Source organism: Pseudomonas sp. D2002 (assembly GCF_013385735.1).
GTDB lineage: Bacteria > Pseudomonadota > Gammaproteobacteria > Pseudomonadales > Pseudomonadaceae > Aquipseudomonas.
The window spans coordinates 914,492-931,910 of record NZ_JACAPL010000003.1 but is presented as its reverse complement, the minus strand read 5'-3'; the positions used below and the strand labels follow the sequence as shown (position 1 = coordinate 931,910).

At 60.5% G+C, this 17,419-nt stretch carries 17 protein-coding genes and 1 other RNA gene; 11 read left to right on the top strand and 7 right to left on the bottom strand.

The features are described 5' to 3' along the window. Positions 1–14: 14 nt before the first annotated feature. From HX783_RS07530 to HX783_RS07520, 3 genes are read right to left on the bottom strand one after another with little or no spacing between them, the layout of a single operon-like run. The gene (locus tag HX783_RS07530) at positions 15–1,676 is read right to left on the bottom strand and encodes an intermembrane transport protein PqiB (RefSeq protein WP_177016482.1); all 1,662 of its coding nucleotides are present in this window, start codon (positions 1,674–1,676) and stop codon (positions 15–17) included. Continuing rightward, on the bottom strand, positions 1,657–2,301 hold the full coding sequence (locus tag HX783_RS07525; RefSeq protein ID WP_177016481.1) for a paraquat-inducible protein A: 645 nt from the start codon (positions 2,299–2,301) through the stop codon (positions 1,657–1,659). Before HX783_RS07525 ends, HX783_RS07530 begins: the two co-directional genes overlap by 20 nt. Then, a complete protein-coding gene (locus HX783_RS07520) occupies positions 2,298–2,888 on the bottom strand; it encodes a paraquat-inducible protein A (RefSeq protein WP_159954295.1) in 591 nt (196 codons plus the stop codon). The genes HX783_RS07525 and HX783_RS07520 overlap by 4 nt, the downstream gene beginning before the upstream one ends. A gap of 166 nt (positions 2,889–3,054) precedes the next feature. Between HX783_RS07520 and HX783_RS07515 the strand changes: the two genes are divergently transcribed. Both HX783_RS07515 and HX783_RS07510 read left to right on the top strand, forming a co-directional pair. After that, positions 3,055–3,699, top strand: coding sequence for an MBL fold metallo-hydrolase (locus HX783_RS07515; RefSeq protein WP_177016480.1), 645 nt, complete (start codon positions 3,055–3,057; stop codon positions 3,697–3,699). Between the two features lie 209 nt (positions 3,700–3,908). Continuing rightward, positions 3,909–4,688 carry an OmpA family protein gene (locus tag HX783_RS07510; protein ID WP_159954297.1) on the top strand — a complete coding sequence of 260 codons (780 nt, stop codon included), beginning with the start codon at positions 3,909–3,911 and terminating at the stop codon, positions 4,686–4,688. Between the two features lie 68 nt (positions 4,689–4,756). Here HX783_RS07510 and HX783_RS07505 read toward each other — a convergent pair whose 3' ends face one another. From HX783_RS07505 to HX783_RS07490, 4 genes are all read right to left on the bottom strand, one after another. Then, on the bottom strand, positions 4,757–5,338 hold the full coding sequence (locus HX783_RS07505; RefSeq protein ID WP_177016479.1) for a BON domain-containing protein: 582 nt from the start codon (positions 5,336–5,338) through the stop codon (positions 4,757–4,759). After that, positions 5,335–5,928 carry a phosphoheptose isomerase gene (locus HX783_RS07500; protein ID WP_003216190.1) on the bottom strand — a complete coding sequence of 198 codons (594 nt, stop codon included), beginning with the start codon at positions 5,926–5,928 and terminating at the stop codon, positions 5,335–5,337. The genes HX783_RS07505 and HX783_RS07500 overlap by 4 nt, the downstream gene beginning before the upstream one ends. 92 nt (positions 5,929–6,020) lie before the next feature. Continuing rightward, a complete protein-coding gene (locus HX783_RS07495) occupies positions 6,021–6,392 on the bottom strand; it encodes a YraN family protein (protein WP_159954299.1) in 372 nt (123 codons plus the stop codon). Continuing rightward, entirely contained in the window at positions 6,392–8,203 is a 1,812-nt protein-coding gene (locus HX783_RS07490; RefSeq protein WP_177016478.1) for a penicillin-binding protein activator, read from the bottom strand. The genes HX783_RS07495 and HX783_RS07490 overlap by 1 nt, the downstream gene beginning before the upstream one ends. Before the next feature lie 165 nt (positions 8,204–8,368). Here HX783_RS07490 and rsmI point away from each other — a divergent pair, with 165 nt between their 5' ends. The 9 genes from rsmI (at position 8,369) to mraY (ending at position 17,419) form a co-directional block, all read left to right on the top strand. Continuing rightward, a complete protein-coding gene (rsmI, locus tag HX783_RS07485) occupies positions 8,369–9,274 on the top strand; it encodes a 16S rRNA (cytidine(1402)-2'-O)-methyltransferase (protein WP_177016477.1) in 906 nt (301 codons plus the stop codon). A gap of 96 nt (positions 9,275–9,370) precedes the next feature. Next, positions 9,371–9,724: RNase P RNA component class A (rnpB, locus tag HX783_RS07480), an RNA gene on the top strand. A gap of 355 nt (positions 9,725–10,079) precedes the next feature. After that, on the top strand, positions 10,080–10,535 hold the full coding sequence (gene mraZ / locus HX783_RS07475) for a division/cell wall cluster transcriptional repressor MraZ (RefSeq protein WP_003171868.1): 456 nt from the start codon (positions 10,080–10,082) through the stop codon (positions 10,533–10,535). Further along, complete coding sequence (gene rsmH / locus HX783_RS07470) at positions 10,532–11,479, top strand: 16S rRNA (cytosine(1402)-N(4))-methyltransferase RsmH (protein WP_012722289.1); 948 nt, start codon at positions 10,532–10,534, stop codon at positions 11,477–11,479. The genes mraZ and rsmH overlap by 4 nt, the downstream gene beginning before the upstream one ends. Then, positions 11,476–11,769, top strand: a complete 294-nt coding sequence (ftsL, locus tag HX783_RS07465) for a cell division protein FtsL (RefSeq protein ID WP_010213047.1) — start codon at positions 11,476–11,478, stop codon at positions 11,767–11,769. Before rsmH ends, ftsL begins: the two co-directional genes overlap by 4 nt. Next, positions 11,769–13,511 carry a penicillin-binding protein 2 gene (locus tag HX783_RS07460; protein WP_164487968.1) on the top strand — a complete coding sequence of 581 codons (1,743 nt, stop codon included), beginning with the start codon at positions 11,769–11,771 and terminating at the stop codon, positions 13,509–13,511. Before ftsL ends, HX783_RS07460 begins: the two co-directional genes overlap by 1 nt. Beyond that, positions 13,511–14,974, top strand: coding sequence for a UDP-N-acetylmuramoyl-L-alanyl-D-glutamate--2,6-diaminopimelate ligase (locus HX783_RS07455; RefSeq protein WP_177016476.1), 1,464 nt, complete (start codon positions 13,511–13,513; stop codon positions 14,972–14,974). Before HX783_RS07460 ends, HX783_RS07455 begins: the two co-directional genes overlap by 1 nt. After that, a complete protein-coding gene (gene murF / locus HX783_RS07450; protein WP_177016475.1) occupies positions 14,967–16,337 on the top strand; it encodes a UDP-N-acetylmuramoyl-tripeptide--D-alanyl-D-alanine ligase in 1,371 nt (456 codons plus the stop codon). The genes HX783_RS07455 and murF overlap by 8 nt, the downstream gene beginning before the upstream one ends. Continuing rightward, a complete protein-coding gene (mraY, locus tag HX783_RS07445; protein WP_159954304.1) occupies positions 16,337–17,419 on the top strand; it encodes a phospho-N-acetylmuramoyl-pentapeptide-transferase in 1,083 nt (360 codons plus the stop codon). The genes murF and mraY overlap by 1 nt, the downstream gene beginning before the upstream one ends.

Below are 17,419 nucleotides of genomic sequence, written 5' to 3'. Positions count from 1 at the left end.
GGCTGCTCCAGTGCTCATTTGCGGGGTGGCCCTTGCAGGTCTGTCGGCGCGGCGTTGTCGGGGCGGCCGCGAATCAACGATTCCGGGTGCCGGCCGAGGTAATCCGACAGCTCGCGCAAGGAGCGCGACATCCGCCCCAGTTCGTCCAGGGTCTGGGTCAGTTGCTCGCGTTGCGGCGAGTCTTCGGCCAGGGTTGAATTGGCCGACTGCAGGGTCTTGCTCACGTCGCCCAGCGTGCTCTGCACGCCGGGCAGGGTCTTGGCGTTGAACTGGTTGAGCCCTTTGCGCAGTTCGACCAGGCTGCCATCCAGGTTGCCGGCGATGCGCTCGATTGGCAGCTGATTGATCTTGTTGACGATGCCTTCGAGTTTTACCTGCAGTTGTTCCAGGTTGCCGGGAATGGTCGGGATGTTGATCGGGCGCAGGTTCGGGTCAAACGCGACTTTCTCGGCTTTCGGGAAGAAATCCAGAGCGATGTACAACTGGCCGGTCAGCAGGCTGCCACTGCGAGCCTGGGCGCGCAGGCCGTTTTCGATAAACGTGCCGATCAAGCGTACGCCGCCGGCCTCATCGTTGGGGTCGTGGTTGGTGGCCTTGAGCAGCTTGGTATTGGCCTCCCCAAGCAATTGTGGATAGATCACGATGCCGACGTTGATTGGAAAGCTGCGTTTCTTGGCGTCGTAGTCCAGGTTGATCGACACCACTTTGCCGAATTCAACGCCGAGGAACTCAACCGGCGCGCCGACTTTAAGGCCGCGCAGTGCCTGATCAAAGCGCAAGGCCATGTATTGCCCTTTGCCGGTGGGCGGGGCGAGGGCGCTTTGCTGGTCGTCGAACAGCTCGTAGGCATGGTCTTCGTCAGCCGGTTTGTCGTTGGGGCTGTAGGGCGGCGCCTGGAACGCGATGCCGCCGGCCAGCATCGACGACAAGGATTCGGTTTTCAGCGCGAAACCGTTGGCGCCGACGCTCAGGTCAATGCCGCTGGCATTCCAGAACCGCGTGTTTTCGGTGACATACACATCATTGGGCGCATGCACGAACACCTCGATGTTCACCCCTTTGCCTTCGGCATCCAGCTCATAGGCCACCACCTGGCCCACCGGAATTTTGCGGTAATACACCGGCGAGCCGATATCCAGCGACCCCAGGCCCTGGGTGTGCAGGGTGAAGCGCTTGCCCGGCTCGCCGTAGGTGATCGGCGGTGGGTTTTCCAGGCCTTTGAACTGCTTGGCACGGGTGTCGGACTGGCCGATGTCGGCACCGATGTAGTCGCCGGACAGCAAGGTGTCGATGCCGGACACGCCACCGGCGCCGATGCGTGGGCGCACCACCCAGAATTTAGAGTCTTCGCGGGTGAAGCTTTCCGCCTGTTTGGCCAACTTGATGGTGGCGTTGACGCTTTTCTGGTCATCACTCAAGGCCACGTCGGAGACTTGGCCGATCACCACGTTGCGGTATTTGACTTCGGTTTTGTTGGCGACCAGGCCGCTGCCGGTCTTGAAATTAAGGATGATGGTCGGGCCCTGTTGCAGGACGTTGTGAACCACCAGCGAGATGCCCACCAGCACCGCGACAATCGGCACGATCCACACCAGCGAAACGCTGAAGCGCCGCGTCTTGATCGCAGGCGTGCCTGCCGATGTGCCAGCAGGGTTGTCAGCGTTGTGTGGCGTCATCCAAGTGCTCCTCGTTGTGTGGGGTTTCCCAGATCAGGCGCGGGTCGAAACTCATGGCCGCAAGCATCGTAAACACCACCACCAAGCCAAAAAACAAAATGCCCAGGCGCGGCTCGATCGTGCCCAAGGCCTGGAACTGCACCAGCGCGGCCACCAGTGCCACCACGATCACATCGAGCATTGACCAGTAGCCGATCAGCTCGACAAACCGAAACAGCTTCGAGCGCTCCTTGCGCGCCCAGCGGCTGTTGCGCTGCACGGTGACCAGCAGCAGTGTCAGCGACACGAATTTGATGCCGGGCACCGCAATGCTGGCGATGAAAATGATCAAGGCGATGTCCCAGGCGCCGTGCTGCCAGAACTCCAGCACGCCACTCATGATCGTGCTGTCCGCGCCCGAGCCGAGCATCGTCGTATTCATCACCGGCAACAGGTTCGCCGGAAAATAAAACGCCAGCGCTGTGAGCATGTAGGCCCAGGTGCGGGTCAGCGAGTGCACCTTGCGCCGGTGCAGGGCCGCGCCGCAACGGTCGCACTCGGTGGGCGCGCTGCTCATGTCGCAGGGCTGGCCGCAGGTGTGGCACAGGCACAGGTTGAGTTCACGGGCGGTCGGTGGCGAATTCATAGAACGTCCCACAAATCGCGCACATCACGCCCGGCGATGCGGATCAGCAACAGGCTCAGCGCTGCCAGCGCAAACAGGCCGGTGCCGGGCACCACGTCGAGCATGCCGGCCAGCTTGAACACCGCCACCATCGCGCCGAGCAGGCAGACCTCCAACATGCTCCACGGCCTGAGGGCTTCCAGCCAGCGCATGCACAGCTTGAACGCGGGTGAGCGCCGGCCGGACAGGGCGAAACTCAAGACCCAGATCAGCAGCACCAGCTGGAATACCGGCGCGATGATGATGGAAATCGCGGCCACCAACGCAATAAAGGTGATCGGCCCCAGGCTCAGCGCAACCACCGAATCCCACAGGGTCGCGCTGTTGTTCAAGCCCTGCAGGCTGATGCTCATCACCGGGTAGAAGTTGGCGAACGTCCACAGGACGGCGGCGGTAACGCTCAACGCGAGGCGTTGTTGCACCGACAGGCCGTTGTAACGCTGCAATACGCCTGCGCAGCGTATGCACAGGGCTTTTTGATGTTTGGCGAGCGTGACTTTTTCATACACGCAGTCGCAGTGTTCGCAGATGACCCGTTGATTCGCCATAAGTGTTGCTCCCAACGCGACGCGCTGCGGTCTTGGACGGTGCTGCTGATTCAATGGCGCTTGGACAGCTTAGCAGTAGATGTGTTGCGGGCTGCTCTCTTCCGGATCAGGGGCAAGCTCAACCATACTGCGCGTGGAATGTGCCATAGAGCTTGCAGGAACACCCATGAATAACCAAAAAACCGCGCTGATCCGCGAAACCTTCCCCGTCGGCCCGTTGCAGTGCAACTGCACGATCATTGGCGACCCAATCACTAAAAAAGCCATTGTGGTCGACCCGGGCGGCAATCACGAGCTGATCCTGGCGCGCCTCGATGCGCTGGGTCTGAAGGTGGTGAGCATCATTCATACCCACGCCCACCTGGATCATTTCCTGGCGTCCGGCCAGTTGAAAGAGAAGACGGGCGCCACGTTGCACTTGCACAAGGAAGACCAATTTCTGTGGGACAACCTGGAGATGCAATGCCAGATGTTCCGTGTGCCTTATACGCCAGTGCCGTCGCCGGATCGGTGGTTGGAAGATGACGAAGAGCTGGCGTGTGGCTGCGGGGTGGCCTTGCACACGCCGGGGCATACGCCGGGCTCGATGAGCTTCTGGTTTGCCGACGCCAAGCTGTTGATTGCCGGTGACACATTGTTCAAGCGCGGCGTGGGGCGCACCGACCTGTGGGGCGGCGATCAGGCGACCATTGTGCGTTCGATCAAGCAACGTTTGTATACGCTGGATGAAGGTGCGACGGTGGTGACCGGGCACGGGCCGGACACGCGGTTGGGGGACGAGATGCGTGAGAATCCGTTTGTCAGGGCCTAGATACCAAATGGCAACCGTCCGACGAGGCTTATAGAGAAAATGACAATTTCCGTTCAGGAAGTCTCTGCTAGGGTTTTAGTGTGCTCAACCTTTGTAGAGCGCGGGCTGGCCGGGCATGGAATTTTTACCGTTTGTCGCGTTCAAAACCCGGCACAGGTCCATTGCCAATGTCCTTTGCACCACAGAATGCAAAAGTAGGAGCTCCCTTCATGTTTACTCCGCGTCGTCTTCTTGTTGTTGCCACCGCCGTAGCCTTGTTGTCCGGTTGCGCCTCACCTAATCCTTACGACGGCAGCCAGGGGCAGGCAAATGATGGTTCGCAAGGTGGTATCAGCAAGACCGCCAAGTACGGTGGCCTGGCTGCATTGGCCGGTGGTTTGGCCGGTGCCGCAATCGACCATAATAACCGTGGTAAAGGCGCCCTGATTGGTGCCGCCGTCGCAGGTCTTGGTGGTGCGGGTTATGGTTACTATGCCGACCAGCAGGAAAAGAAACTGCGAGCCAGCATGGCCAACACGGGTGTTGAAGTGCAGCGCCAGGGCGATCAGATCAAGCTGATCATGCCGGGTAACATCACCTTCGCCACCAACTCGGACGCGATCTCCAGCAGCTTCTACACACCGCTGAACAACCTGGCGGGCTCGCTGAAGCAGTTCAACCAGAACACCATTCAGATCGTTGGCTACACCGACAGTACCGGCAGCCGCCAGTTGAACATGGACCTGTCCCAGCGCCGTGCGCAGAGCGTGGCCAACTACCTGACGTCCCAAGGTGTCAGCCCGACCAACCTGAGCGCACGCGGTGCCGGCCCGGATAACCCGATTGCCAGCAACGCCGACGTGAATGGTCGCGCCCAGAACCGTCGCGTAGAGGTCAACCTCGGCCCGATCCCTGGCCAGCAATACGGTCAGCCAGGCCAGCAGCAGCAACAACAAGCGCCGCAGCAGAACAACCAGTTCCAGGGCAACCCGTACCAGCAGTACCAATAAACCCTGGCCAATAAAAAGGGCGCCGTGCAGTCAATGCACGGCGCCCTTTTTTGTGGCTTGCGTTTACATCAGTCGATGTATTCGAAGACTTTTACGATCTTCTGCACGCCGGACACGCTTTGTACCAGGTTGGCTGCGCGAGTGGCTTCCGCCTGGGTCAGCAGGCCCATCAGATAAACGATGCCGTTGTCGGTGACGACCTTGATCCGCGAGCCTGGAACGGCGCTATCTGTGAGCATCTGCGCCTTGATCTTGGTGGTCAGCAAGGCATCGTTGCTGATAGCCAGCAGCGTGATCGGGTCCATGACTTGCAGTTCGTTGTGAACCTTCTTCACCCGTTGCACGCTCGAGGCGGCCTGTTCGGCCTGGGCCTTGAGGTCGGCACGCGGTGTTTGCCCTGCAAGCAGTACTACACCGTTGAAGCTGGTCACCACAATGCGCGACGCGCCGTTACCCAGGTCTGTTGCGGCCTTGGCAACGTTGACCTTGACCTTGGTTTCGATCAGCGAGTCATCAATGGTGCTGCCAAAGGTACGTGTGCCCCGGTCATCCTGAATCGGTGTGTCACGTGTCGCAGTGATTGCCGTGCTGCAGCCGCTGATGGCGAGGCACAGCGTAATGGCCAAAAGGCTGAGGCGGTTAACGGTCATTCTTCACTCCCGAACAGTTGGCTGTCGATCAGATCGCACAGGCAGTGGATCGCCAGCAGGTGGACTTCTTGAATGCGTGCGGTGACATTGGCCGGGACGCGAATCTCGACGTCCTCCGGCAACAGCAGCGAGGCCATGCCGCCGCCATCGCGTCCGGTCAATGCTACGACAATCATTTCGCGATCATGTGCGGCCTGGATCGCTTGAATAATATTCGCCGAGTTGCCGCTGGTCGAAATCGCCAGCAACACATCCCCTGGTTGTCCCAGGGCGCGGATCTGTTTGGAGAAGATCTCGTTGTAGCTGTAGTCGTTGGCGATCGAGGTGATCGTCGACGTGTCGGTGGTCAGGGCGATGGCCGGCAGGCTCGGGCGCTCGCGCTCAAAGCGGTTGAGCAGCTCGGAGGAGAAGTGCTGGGCATCACCGGCCGAACCGCCGTTGCCGCACGAAAGCATTTTGCCCTCGTTGAGCAAGGCATTGACCATGACCTGACTGGCTTGCTCGATGTGCGGTGCAAGTACGTCCATCGCCTGTTGCTTGGTGTCGATACTGGCCTGGAAAAGCTGGCGAATTCGGGATTGCATGTCCATCTGTGTGACCTTAAGTAGCGCGGCTGTTTGGCACAGGAATGTGCAGCCCGCAAAGCAAAGAGCAAAAGTGTGTGGTGAAGGTGTCCGTTGAATCAGCTGTCGAAGGCATCTTTCAGCCAGTTCAGATCAGCGAGGCCAGACGGTGTGCTTTCTATGGCAACCACATCGAAACGGCAGGGGGAATCAGCCCAGCGATGCTCTTTTTGCAGGAAAAACTGCGCGGCGAGTATCAGCTTCTGACGCTTGCGCCCGTCGATACTGGCGAGCGCGCCACCCCATTGTGCGTGTTTTCTGTAGCGGACTTCGACGAATACTACTGTATCGCCGTCAAGCATGACCAGATCAAGCTCACCGCGTTTACACAACCAGTTCTGCGCCAGAAGGCGCAGACCCTGTTGTTGCAGATAGTTGAGCGCTTGAAGTTCGGCATCCTTGCCGCTTTGTGCGCTGGACCGCTCGGGCATCAGCGCGGGGTGTCCGGCAGACGCTGGATGTCGCCGCCGACGAACTTCGCCCATGGCATCTGGCGGTCAACACGTTGGAAGCCACCGATGCCCAGGCTGCCGGAGAGGCCGTCTACGCGTGTGTCCGGCAGCGCCTTCAGTTGACCCAGGCGCGGTGCCAGGCGGTAGGCGTCGGCGCCCATCGCGTACAGGCGGCCGAGGCTGCCATTGGCCTGTGGCCATTGCGCGGCAACCTGGTTGCGCAGCGGGTCGGTGGTGTTGAGCAGCCAAGGCGTTTCACAGAACATGACGTTGGTCATGTCCAGGTACTGGTTCTTGTCGCCGCTGGCGCTGAACACGTGGGACGTTGCATACACAGGCACATCGCCGGCGTACTGGAAGTTCAGGGTCGGCTTGATCTGCTGGGCCAATTGCGGCGTCACAGCCAGGAAGATGAACTCGATGTCCTGGCGGCGCGAAGGTTGCGCCGCGACGTCGGTGCCCACTGTGTTTTGCAGGCTCTTGGCACGGCCTTCGCTTTTACGCAGTTGGAACAGGTCGGCAATTTGCTGGGCGAGGGCGACCGGCTGGTCAACGTACTCGACGCCGACGACGGTGCCGCCATTGGCTTCCCAATCCTGACGGAAGGCTTTGTAGACACGCTCGCCCCATTCGCCACGCGGCACCATGGCGGCGGCGCGGTGCAGGCCGTCGGCACGGGCGCGGCGCGAGACTTCGCGGGCTTCGTCTTCAGCGGCCAGGCCAAACTGGTACAACTGCGGCGGGTTTTCATTCAGTTCGCTGTAGTTCAGCGCCAGCGTGGTGATCGGCAGTTGCGGGCGAGAAGCAAGTTGTTTGACCAGCGGTTTTTCCAGCGGGCCGACCACCAATTGCACGCCGGCGGCCTGGGCCTTGGCGTAGAAGTCGTCGAGGGAGGACAGGCGCGAGCTGTCATAGAACTCGATGACCGGCGGCTTCTGCCCGGCTTGTTCGGCCTGGTAGTGAGCGGCCATGAAGCCTTCGCGCAGTGCCTTGCCGACTCCCGCCAAAGGACCTTCCTGCGGCAACAGCAGGGCGATCTTGTTCAGGGGCTGGCTGGCCAGTTCCTTGAGTTTTGTCAGCGGGGTTGGCAGGTTGACTGCCGCTGGGTGGCCTGGATTCTGTGCGCGCCAGGTATCGATGGCGGCCTGTTGTTGCTCCAGGGTGCCGGCGCCTTTGACCGCTTTGGCCAAGCTGATCCAGCCGTCGAGTGTCGGGTTGCCGCTGGCTTGCAGCTGTTCGGCCGGCAGTGCGGCAATCAGCGCCCAGATGGCTTCGTGGTTGCTGGCGGCAGCATCGCCCGTCAGCAGCGGGGCCATGGCGACTCGCTCGCGCGCGGCGGCCAGCGTCTGGCCATCAGCTTCATAAGCGCGGGCATGCACGGTGCCGGTGCGCACCTGCTGTTCGGTCGGCAGGTCCTTCAGGCTTTGCAGGCTAGGGTGGTTCAGGGCCGCCAACGCCGCTTTTGGCTGATTGCGTGCCATGGCCAGTTCGGCCGACAGGGTGCTGGCAAATACTTGCGCAGCCGGCTTCAGGACATCCAGGGGCACCTGCGCAAGAATCTGCGCCGAACGACCAGGGTTGTTCTGGCGATAGGCCAGGTCAGCCGCACTCAGGCGCAACATCGCGGCCTTTTCTGGCGTACTGGCGGAAGTCGCCTGTTCGAGCAGTTGCTCGATACTGGCATCCGGGGTCCGGGGGAGGTCGCCAAGGCTGGACGAGGGCGAGCTGGCACAAGCGGCCAGCAAGGCAGCGAGGCAGAGGGCGGAGAGCAGCCGCAGGCAAGCGATCATGTAAGTGTTCCTGATACCGATCAAATTAGCGTGGAATTGTACCCAAGCACTGGCCCAGGCGCGATGTTACTGGCGTGAAACCGTCGATTTAGGTCGTGCAATTGTTGCAAACGAGCATCGACGGCCGAACTTGCGGGCATATTATCGAGGCGCCTACGCGCTACAATGCGACTTTTCCCTACCATCGAGGTGTGCGTTTTGACTGCTCCAGGTCCTTTGAATTCCACTGCAGGCTCGCTTTTTGTCGTGGCGACGCCCATTGGCAACCTGGACGACATCAGTGCTCGAGCCCTGAAAGTGTTGCGCGAGGTAAAACTGATCGCGGCGGAAGACACGCGACACTCCCAGCGGTTGATGCAGCATTTTGGTATCAGCACGCCACTCGCCGCGTGCCACGAGCATAACGAACGCGAAGAAGGCAGCCGTTTTATCACGCGCCTGTTGGCCGGTGACGATGTGGCGCTGATCTCCGATGCCGGTACGCCGCTGATTTCCGATCCTGGCTACCACCTGGTTCGTCAGGCGCGTGCCGCTGCTATCAATGTAGTGCCTGTTCCGGGGGCGTGCGCGCTGATTGCAGCATTATCTGCCGCCGGGTTGCCGTCGGATCGTTTTATCTTCGAGGGCTTCCTGCCGGCCAAGACGGTTGGGCGCCGTGCGCGTCTGCAGGCACTAAAGGAAGAACCGCGCACGTTGATCTTCTATGAAGCCCCGCACCGCATCCTGGAATGCCTGCAGGATATGGAGCTGGTGTTCGGCGGCGAACGCCTCGCGTTGCTGGCGCGTGAGCTGACCAAGACCTTCGAAACCCTCAAGGGCTTGCCGTTGGAAGCGCTGCGCGCGTTTGTAGAAGGCGACAGCAATCAACAGCGCGGTGAGTGCGTGGTGCTGGTGGCGGGTTGGACGGCGCCGGAAGAAGAAAATGCGGTGGGCAGTGAGGCCATGCGCATTCTGGATTTGCTGCTCAAGGAAATGCCCCTCAAGCGCGCAGCGGCACTGGCGGCTGAAATTACCGGCGTGCGTAAGAATGTTCTGTATCAAGTTGCGCTGGATAAACAGAAAGCCGAATAGTTCCGGGGTTAAACCTGTATTCCGTCTGAACGTGATGGCATTGCTGTACTTTTAATACTTGTCCTGAGGCCGCCGTGCCGTTAACCTGCGCGGCGGAGAGTCGATTGGACAGTCGCTGCCCTCTATGAAAATTAGGGGGGGGAGGAAAGTCCGGGCTCCATAGGGCGAAGTGCCAGGTAATGCCTGGGAGGCGTGAGCCTACGGAAAGTGCCACAGAAAATAACCGCCTAAGCACTTCGGTGCCGGTAAGGGTGAAAAGGTGCGGTAAGAGCGCACCGCACGACTGGCAACAGTTCGTGGCTAGGTAAACCCCACTTGGAGCAAGACCAAATAGGGTCCCAAGGCGTGGCCCGCGCTGGGACCGGGTAGGTTGCTAAAGATGTCCAGTGATGGCCATCGTAGACGAATGACTGTTCAAGACAGAACCCGGCTTACAGATCGACTCTCCACCTTTTTTCCTTCTGTCTGAATCTCGGGCAGAAAACCGGTAGTAACGCAAGAATCCCTCCCTGCCGAATCATTGGCAGATGCGTCTTCGTAATACCAAAAAAATCTTACTCTTAATAAATTACTTTAACTTTGAGCTATAGCTCTATGAGCTATTTGCGATTGTTGAGTCAAAATCCTCGCCGAACTCGCCTTTCTCCTCCTTTTGCGCTCCTAAATCTCCGTTCTGTAAGGCTTTTCCTTGAATCCGCGCCTTGACGGTGTGGTGGGCGCATTCCTATAGTGTGCGCAAGTGGCGGAAAGTGGCACAAAGTGGGTTTTTTGAACGTAAAACGCTAAAATTTGGAGAAACGCATCTGTGTTTCGCGGAGCTAACGCTATCAGTCTCGATGCAAAAGGCCGTCTCGCCATGCCGAGCCGGTATCGTGACGAGCTCATTTCGCGAAGCTCCGGGCAGTTAATCATCACGATTGACGCCGTTGACCCTTGTTTATGTGTTTACCCCCTCGACGAGTGGGAGTTGATTGAAACCAAGTTGCGCGCTCTGCCTTCATTGCGTGAAGAAAACCGCCGCCTGCAGCGTTTGCTGATTGGTAACGCCGTCGACCTCGAACTCGATGGCAGCGGTCGTTTCCTGGTGCCTCCACGTTTGCGCGAGTACGCCAAGCTGGACAAGCGCGCAATGCTGGTCGGCCAACTGAACAAGTTCCAATTGTGGGACGAAGATGCTTGGGATGCTGTTTCTGCAGCAGACCTGGCTGCTATTCAACAACCGGGCGCCATGCCTGATGAACTGCGTGATTTGATCCTGTGACTATTGATAGCGGCTTTAACCACATCACCGTACTGCTTGACGAAGCCGTTGAGGCTCTCGCCGTACGTGCGGATGGCTGCTATTTGGATGGCACCTTCGGCAGGGGCGGGCACAGTCGGCTGATACTCAGCCAGCTCGGGTCCGACGGCAAACTCCTCGGGTTCGACAAAGACCCTCAAGCGATTGCCACCGGGCAAGCGCTAGCGGCCGAAGACGGCCGCTTTGTCGTTGTGCAGCGCAGCTTTGCCGAGCTCGGTGCCGAAGTCGCCGAACGTGGCATGGCAGGCAAGGTGGCCGGGGTTTTGCTCGATCTGGGCGTGTCTTCGCCGCAGCTTGACGACCCGGAGCGCGGCTTCAGCTTCATGAACGACGGCCCGCTCGACATGCGCATGGACCCGACCCGTGGCGTCAGTGCGGCGCAGTTCATTGCCACTGCACCGGTTGAAGAAATCGCCCGCGTGTTCAAGGAATACGGTGAAGAACGCTTCGCCGGTCGCATGGCCCGCGCCGTGGTCGAGCGTCGCGAAATCCAGCCGTTCGAGCGCACTGCCGACCTGGCCGAAGTGCTGAAAGTCGCCAACCCTGCCTGGGAAAAGGGCAAGAACCCGGCGACCCGCGCGTTCCAGGGCCTGCGTATTCACGTCAACAACGAATTGGGCGATTTGGAAGCCGGCCTCGAAGCCGCGCTGGAAGCCTTGGAAGTGGGTGGTCGCCTGGTGGTGATCAGCTTCCACTCCCTGGAAGACCGCATCGTCAAACTGTTCATGCGTCGTCTGGTCAAGGGCGAGTCCGATAACCTGCCGCGCAACCTGCCGGTACGTTTCGAAGCCTTTGTGCCGAAAATCAAAATCCATGGCAAAGCGCAGTTCGCTTCCGAAGCCGAACTCAAGGCCAACCCTCGTTCCCGTAGCGCCGTCATGCGCGTTGCGGAGAAGCTGCGGTGAGCAAGCTTTTCGCCAAGCCCCTCCCGGGCGGCAGCTTCTTTATGTTGCTGCTGTTTGTCGGCGTATTGATTTCCGCGATTGCGGTGTCCTACAGCGCCCACTACAACCGCCAATTGCTCAATACCCTGTACGGGGAATTGAGTGTGCGTGATAAAGCGCAGGCGGAGTGGGGCCGGTTGATCCTCGAGCAAAGCACCTGGACCGCCCATAGCCGCATCGAAGTGCTGGCGACCGAGCAACTGAAAATGCACATTCCGGGCGCGGCCGAAGTTCGCATGGTGGCGCCATGATGAAACTCGAAGGCGCACTCTACCCATGGCGCTTCCGTCTGATGCTCGGCTTGCTGGCATTGATGGTGGGCGCGATTGCCTGGCGCATCATCGACCTGCAAGTGGTCGACCGTGACTTCCTGATCGGCCAGGGCGATGCCCGTAGCCTGCGTCACATTCCGATTCCTGCGCACCGCGGCCTGATTACCGACCGTAACGGCGAGCCCCTGGCCGTCAGTACACCGGTGACCACCTTGTGGGCCAACGCCAAGGAATTGCAGGTTGCCAAGGACAAGTGGCCAGAATTGGCCGCGGCCCTGGGCCAAGACCCGAAAGCCTTGTCCGAGCGCCTGGAAGCCCAGGCCAATAAAGAATTCATCTACCTGGTTCGCGGGCTTACCCCTGAACAGGGCCAGCAAGTGCTCGACCTTAAAGTCCCCGGTGTCTACGGCATCGAGGAATTTCGTCGTTTCTACCCGGCCGGTGAAACCACCGCTCACATGGTGGGCTTTACCGACATCGATGACCACGGCCGCGAAGGCGTGGAACTCGCCTACGATGAATGGCTGGCCGGGGTCCCCGGCAAACGGCAGGTCATCAAGGATCGGCGCGGCAGACTGATCAAAGACGTCCAGGTCACCAAAAACGCCAAGGCCGGTAAGCCCTTGGCGTTGTCGATTGACCTGCGTCTGCAATACCTGGCCAACCGCGAGCTGCGTAACGCAATCATCGAGAACGGCGCCAAGGCCGGTAGCCTGGTGATTATGGACGTGAAGACCGGCGAGATTCTCGCCATGGTCAACCAGCCGACCTACAACCCGAACAACCGTCGCAACCTGCAACCGGCGATGATGCGTAACCGCGCGATGATCGACGTGTTCGAGCCGGGTTCGACCATGAAAGCCATCTCCATGAGTGCCGCCCTGGAAACCGGGCGCTGGAAACCCAGCGACAAAGTCGAGGTTTACCCAGGCACCTTGCAGTTGGGCAAATACACCATTCGAGACGTGTCCCGTACCGAAGGCCCAGTGCTGGATTTGACAGGCATCCTGATCAACTCCAGTAACGTGGGCATGAGTAAAGTCGCCTTCGATATCGGCGGTGAAACCATCTACCACCTGGCGCAAAAAATCGGCTTGGGCCAACCCACCGGTCTGGATTTCCCAGGCGAGCGCGTGGGTAACCTGCCGAACTACCGCGACTGGAAAAAAGCCGAGACTGCCACGCTTTCCTACGGCTACGGCCTGTCGGTGACCGCGATCCAATTGGCCCATGCTTTCTCTGTATTGGCCAATAATGGCCGGATGGTTCCACTGAGCCTGATCCACGTCGACGAAGCGCCGAAAGCCACCCAGGTCATTCCGGAAAACGTCGCCAAGACCATGCAAGGCATGCTGCAACAAGTGATCGAAGCGCCACGCGGTGTATTCCGCGCCCAGGTGCCGGCGTATCACGTGGCCGGCAAGTCGGGTACTGCACGTAAAACGTCGGTGGGCACCAAGGGCTACGCCGAGAACTCGTATCGTTCGCTGTTCGCCGGCTTCGGCCCGATGAGCGACCCGCGCTACGCCATCGTTGTGGTGATTGATGAGCCGAGCAAGGCCGGCTATTTCGGTGGCCTGGTGTCGGCGCCGGTGTTCAGCAAAGTGATGTCCGGCACCCTGCGCCTGATGAACATCACGCCGGACAACCTGCCGCCCACCCAACAAGCGAACGCCGGCCCGCCGGCCGCTGCTGCCAAAGCCAATGGAGGGCGCGGCTGATGTCTCTTAGCTTGAACAAGATTTTTGCCCACGCCGGACGCGATCTACTGATTCGCGAGTTGAGCCTGGACAGCCGAAATGTACGCGCCGGTGACCTGTTCCTGGCCGTGCCTGGCGGCAAGTTCGATGGCCGCGCGCATATCGCCGATGCGCTGCAGCGCGGTGCTGCGGCCGTGGCGTATGAAGTCGAAGGCGCCACCGTGCTGCCGATCACCGACGTGCCGTTGATTCCGGTCAAAGGCCTGGCTGCGCAACTGTCGGATATCGCCGGGCGTTTTTATGGTGACCCGAGCCGTCAGCTCAACCTGGTCGGCGTGACCGGCACCAACGGCAAGACCAGCGTGACCCAGCTTGTGGCGCAGGCGCTTGACCTGCTCGGCCAACACTGCGGCATTGTCGGCACCCTGGGCACCGGTTTTTATGGCGCGCTGCAAAGCGGCCTGCACACCACACCAAACCCGATTGCCGTGCAAGCGACCCTGGCCGACCTGAAAAAGGCCGGTGCCAAGGCGGTTGCCATGGAAGTGTCCTCCCACGGCCTGGACCAAGGCCGCGTGACGGCGCTGGCCTTTGACGTGGCGGTGATGACCAACCTGTCGCGCGATCACCTCGATTATCACGGCACCATGGAGGCATACGCTGCCGCCAAGGCCAAGCTGTTCGCCTGGAATGACTTGAAGTGCCGGGTGGTAAACCTCGATGACGCTTTTGGTCGCCAACTGGCTGCCGAAGACAGTGAAGCGCGCCTGATCAGCTACAGCCTGGAAGATTCCAGCGCGTACCTGTATTGCCGCGACGCCCACTTTAATGACGAAGGCGTGCTCGCCACGCTGGTCACGCCGCAGGGCGAGCACCACTTGCGCAGCACCTTGCTGGGGCGCTTCAACCTGAGCAACGTGCTGGCGGCCATCGGTGCATTACTCGGCCTGGATTACGCCCTGGATGAAATCCTGCGTGTACTGCCCAAACTGGAAGGCCCGGCCGGTCGCATGCAGCGTTTGGGCGGCGGCTCGCAGCCGCTGGTGGTGGTCGATTACGCCCACACCCCGGACGCCCTGGAAAAAGTCCTCGAAGCCTTGCGCCCACACGCCAAGGGCAAATTGCTCTGCCTGTTCGGCTGCGGCGGCGATCGTGATCGCGGCAAGCGCCCGTTGATGGCCGAGATCGTCGAGCGCCTGGCCGATGGCGTACTCGTCACCGACGACAACCCGCGCAGCGAAGACCCGAGCCAGATTTTCGATGACATCCGTGCCGGTTTCAAAGACGCGTCCAAGGCGACCTTCGTCGCCGGTCGTGGCGCCGCCATTGCCCAACTGATCGCCAGCGCCAGCGCTGACGATGTGGTGGTGCTGGCCGGCAAAGGTCACGAGGACTACCAGGAAATCAACGGCGAACGCCATGCCTTCTCCGATCTGGTCGAGGCCGATCACGCCCTGACCGCCTGGGAGGTCGCGCATGCTTAAAGCGATGAAATTCAGCGAACTGACCCAGGCCCTGTCGGCCCGCGTAGTGTCGAGTGATTGCAGCTTCGACGGCGTGAGTATCGACAGCCGCAACATCCAGCCTGGGCAATTGTTTGTTGCACTGGCCGGCCCGCGCTTCGACGGCCACGACTACCTGAATGACGTCGCCGCCAAAGGTGCCGTGGGTGCCCTGGTGCAGCGCGAAGTGGCGGATTCCACCTTGCCGCAACTGTTGGTTGCCGACACCCGTCTGGCCCTGGGCCAGTTGGGTGCGCTGAACCGCGCCGCGTTTGACAAGCCGGTTGCAGCCATCACCGGCTCCAGCGGCAAAACCACGGTCAAGGAATTGCTCGCCGGCGTCCTGCGCACGCGCGGGCCGGTGCTCGCCACCCGTGGCAACCTGAACAATGATTTCGGCGCACCGCTGACCCTGCTCGAACTGGCCCCGGAACACACGGCGGCGGTGATCGAACTGGGTGCTTCGCGCGTCGGCGAAATCGCCTACACCGTGGCGCTGACCAAGCCCCACGTGGCAATCATCAACAATGCCGGCACCGCCCACGTTGGCGAGTTCGGCGGCCCCGAGAAAATCGTCGAAGCCAAGGGTGAAATCCTTGAAGGTCTCGACGCCGCGGGCACTGCAGTATTGAACCTCGACGACAAGGCCTTCGAGACCTGGCGTGTACGCGCCGCCGGTCGCAAAGTGCTGACGTTTGCCGTGTTGAATGCAGCCGCCGATTTCCACGCTTCCGATATCCGCGTCGACGCGCGTGGCTGCCCGTCCTTCACCTTGCACACCCCGCAAGGTAGCGAGCACGTACAACTGAATCTGCTGGGCAACCACAACGTCGCCAACGCCTTGGCCGCTGCGGCTGCCGCGCATGCCCTGGGCGTGTCGCTGTTTGGTATCGCCACCGGGTTGGGCGCGGTGCAGCCGGTCAAAGGCCGCACGGTTGCGCAACTGGCAACCAATGGCATGCGCGTGATTGATGACACCTACAACGCCAACCAATCCTCGATCTGCGCCGCCATCGACCTGCTGAAAAGCTTCGACGGTCGCAAGGTGCTGGTACTGGGCGATATCGCCGAGCTGGGCGACTGGGCCGAACAGTCCCATCGTGAAGTCGGCGCGTACGCCACCGGCAAAGTCGACGCGTTCTACGCCGTCGGCCCGAACATGGCTCACGCCGTCGACGCCTTCGGCCTCGGCGCGCGGCATTTCGCTACCCAGGCCGAGCTGATCCAGGCCCTGGTGGCGGCAGAACAAGACAAACACACAACCATTTTGATCAAGGGATCGCGCAGCGCGGTGATGGAAAACGTCGTCGCGGCCTTGTGTGGCTCAAGTACGGAGAAACATTAATGCTGCTGCTGCTGGCTGAGTATCTGCAACAGTTCCACAAAGGCTTCGCGGTCTTTCAGTACCTGACCCTGCGCGGGATTCTGGGTGTGCTGACCGCGCTGTCTCTGTCGCTGTTCCTGGGGCCGTGGATGATCCGCACCCTGCAGAACCTGCAAATTGGTCAATCGGTTCGTAATGACGGCCCGCAGTCGCACCTGTCCAAATCCGGCACCCCGACCATGGGCGGCGCGCTGATCCTGTCGTCCATTGGCGTCAGCACCTTGTTGTGGGCCGACCTGCATAACCGCTACGTGTGGGTGGTGCTGCTGGTGACCCTGTTGTTCGGCGCCATCGGCTGGGTCGATGACTACCGCAAAGTGATCGAGAAAAACTCCAAGGGGCTGCCAAGCCGCTGGAAGTATTTCTGGCAGTCGGTATTCGGCCTTGCCGCCGCGATTTTCCTGTACACCACTGCGCCAAGCGCGGTTGAAACCACCTTGATCATTCCGATGCTCAAGGACGCCAGCATTCCACTGGGCATCGGCTTTGTGGTGCTGACCTACTTCGTGATCGTCGGCTCCAGCAACGCGGTGAACCTGACCGACGGCCTCGACGGCCTGGCGATCATGCCGACGGTGATGGTCGGCGGCGCGCTCGGCATTTTCTGCTACCTGTCGGGTAACGTGAAATTCGCTGAATACCTGCTGATCCCGTATGTGCCGGGCGCAGGTGAGCTGATTGTGTTCTGCGGCGCGCTGATCGGTGCCGGCCTGGGGTTCCTGTGGTTCAACACCTACCCGGCACAAGTCTTCATGGGCGACGTCGGTGCACTGGCGCTGGGCGCAGCCCTGGGCACCATTGCGGTAATCGTTCGCCAGGAAATCGTGTTGTTCATCATGGGCGGTGTGTTCGTGATGGAAACCCTGTCGGTGGTCATCCAGGTGGCTTCCTTCAAATTGACCGGGCGCCGCGTGTTCCGCATGGCGCCGATTCACCACCACTTTGAACTCAAGGGCTGGCCCGAGCCACGCGTGATCGTCCGTTTCTGGATCATCACCGTGATTCTGGTACTGGTCGGCCTTGCCACCCTGAAACTGAGGTAG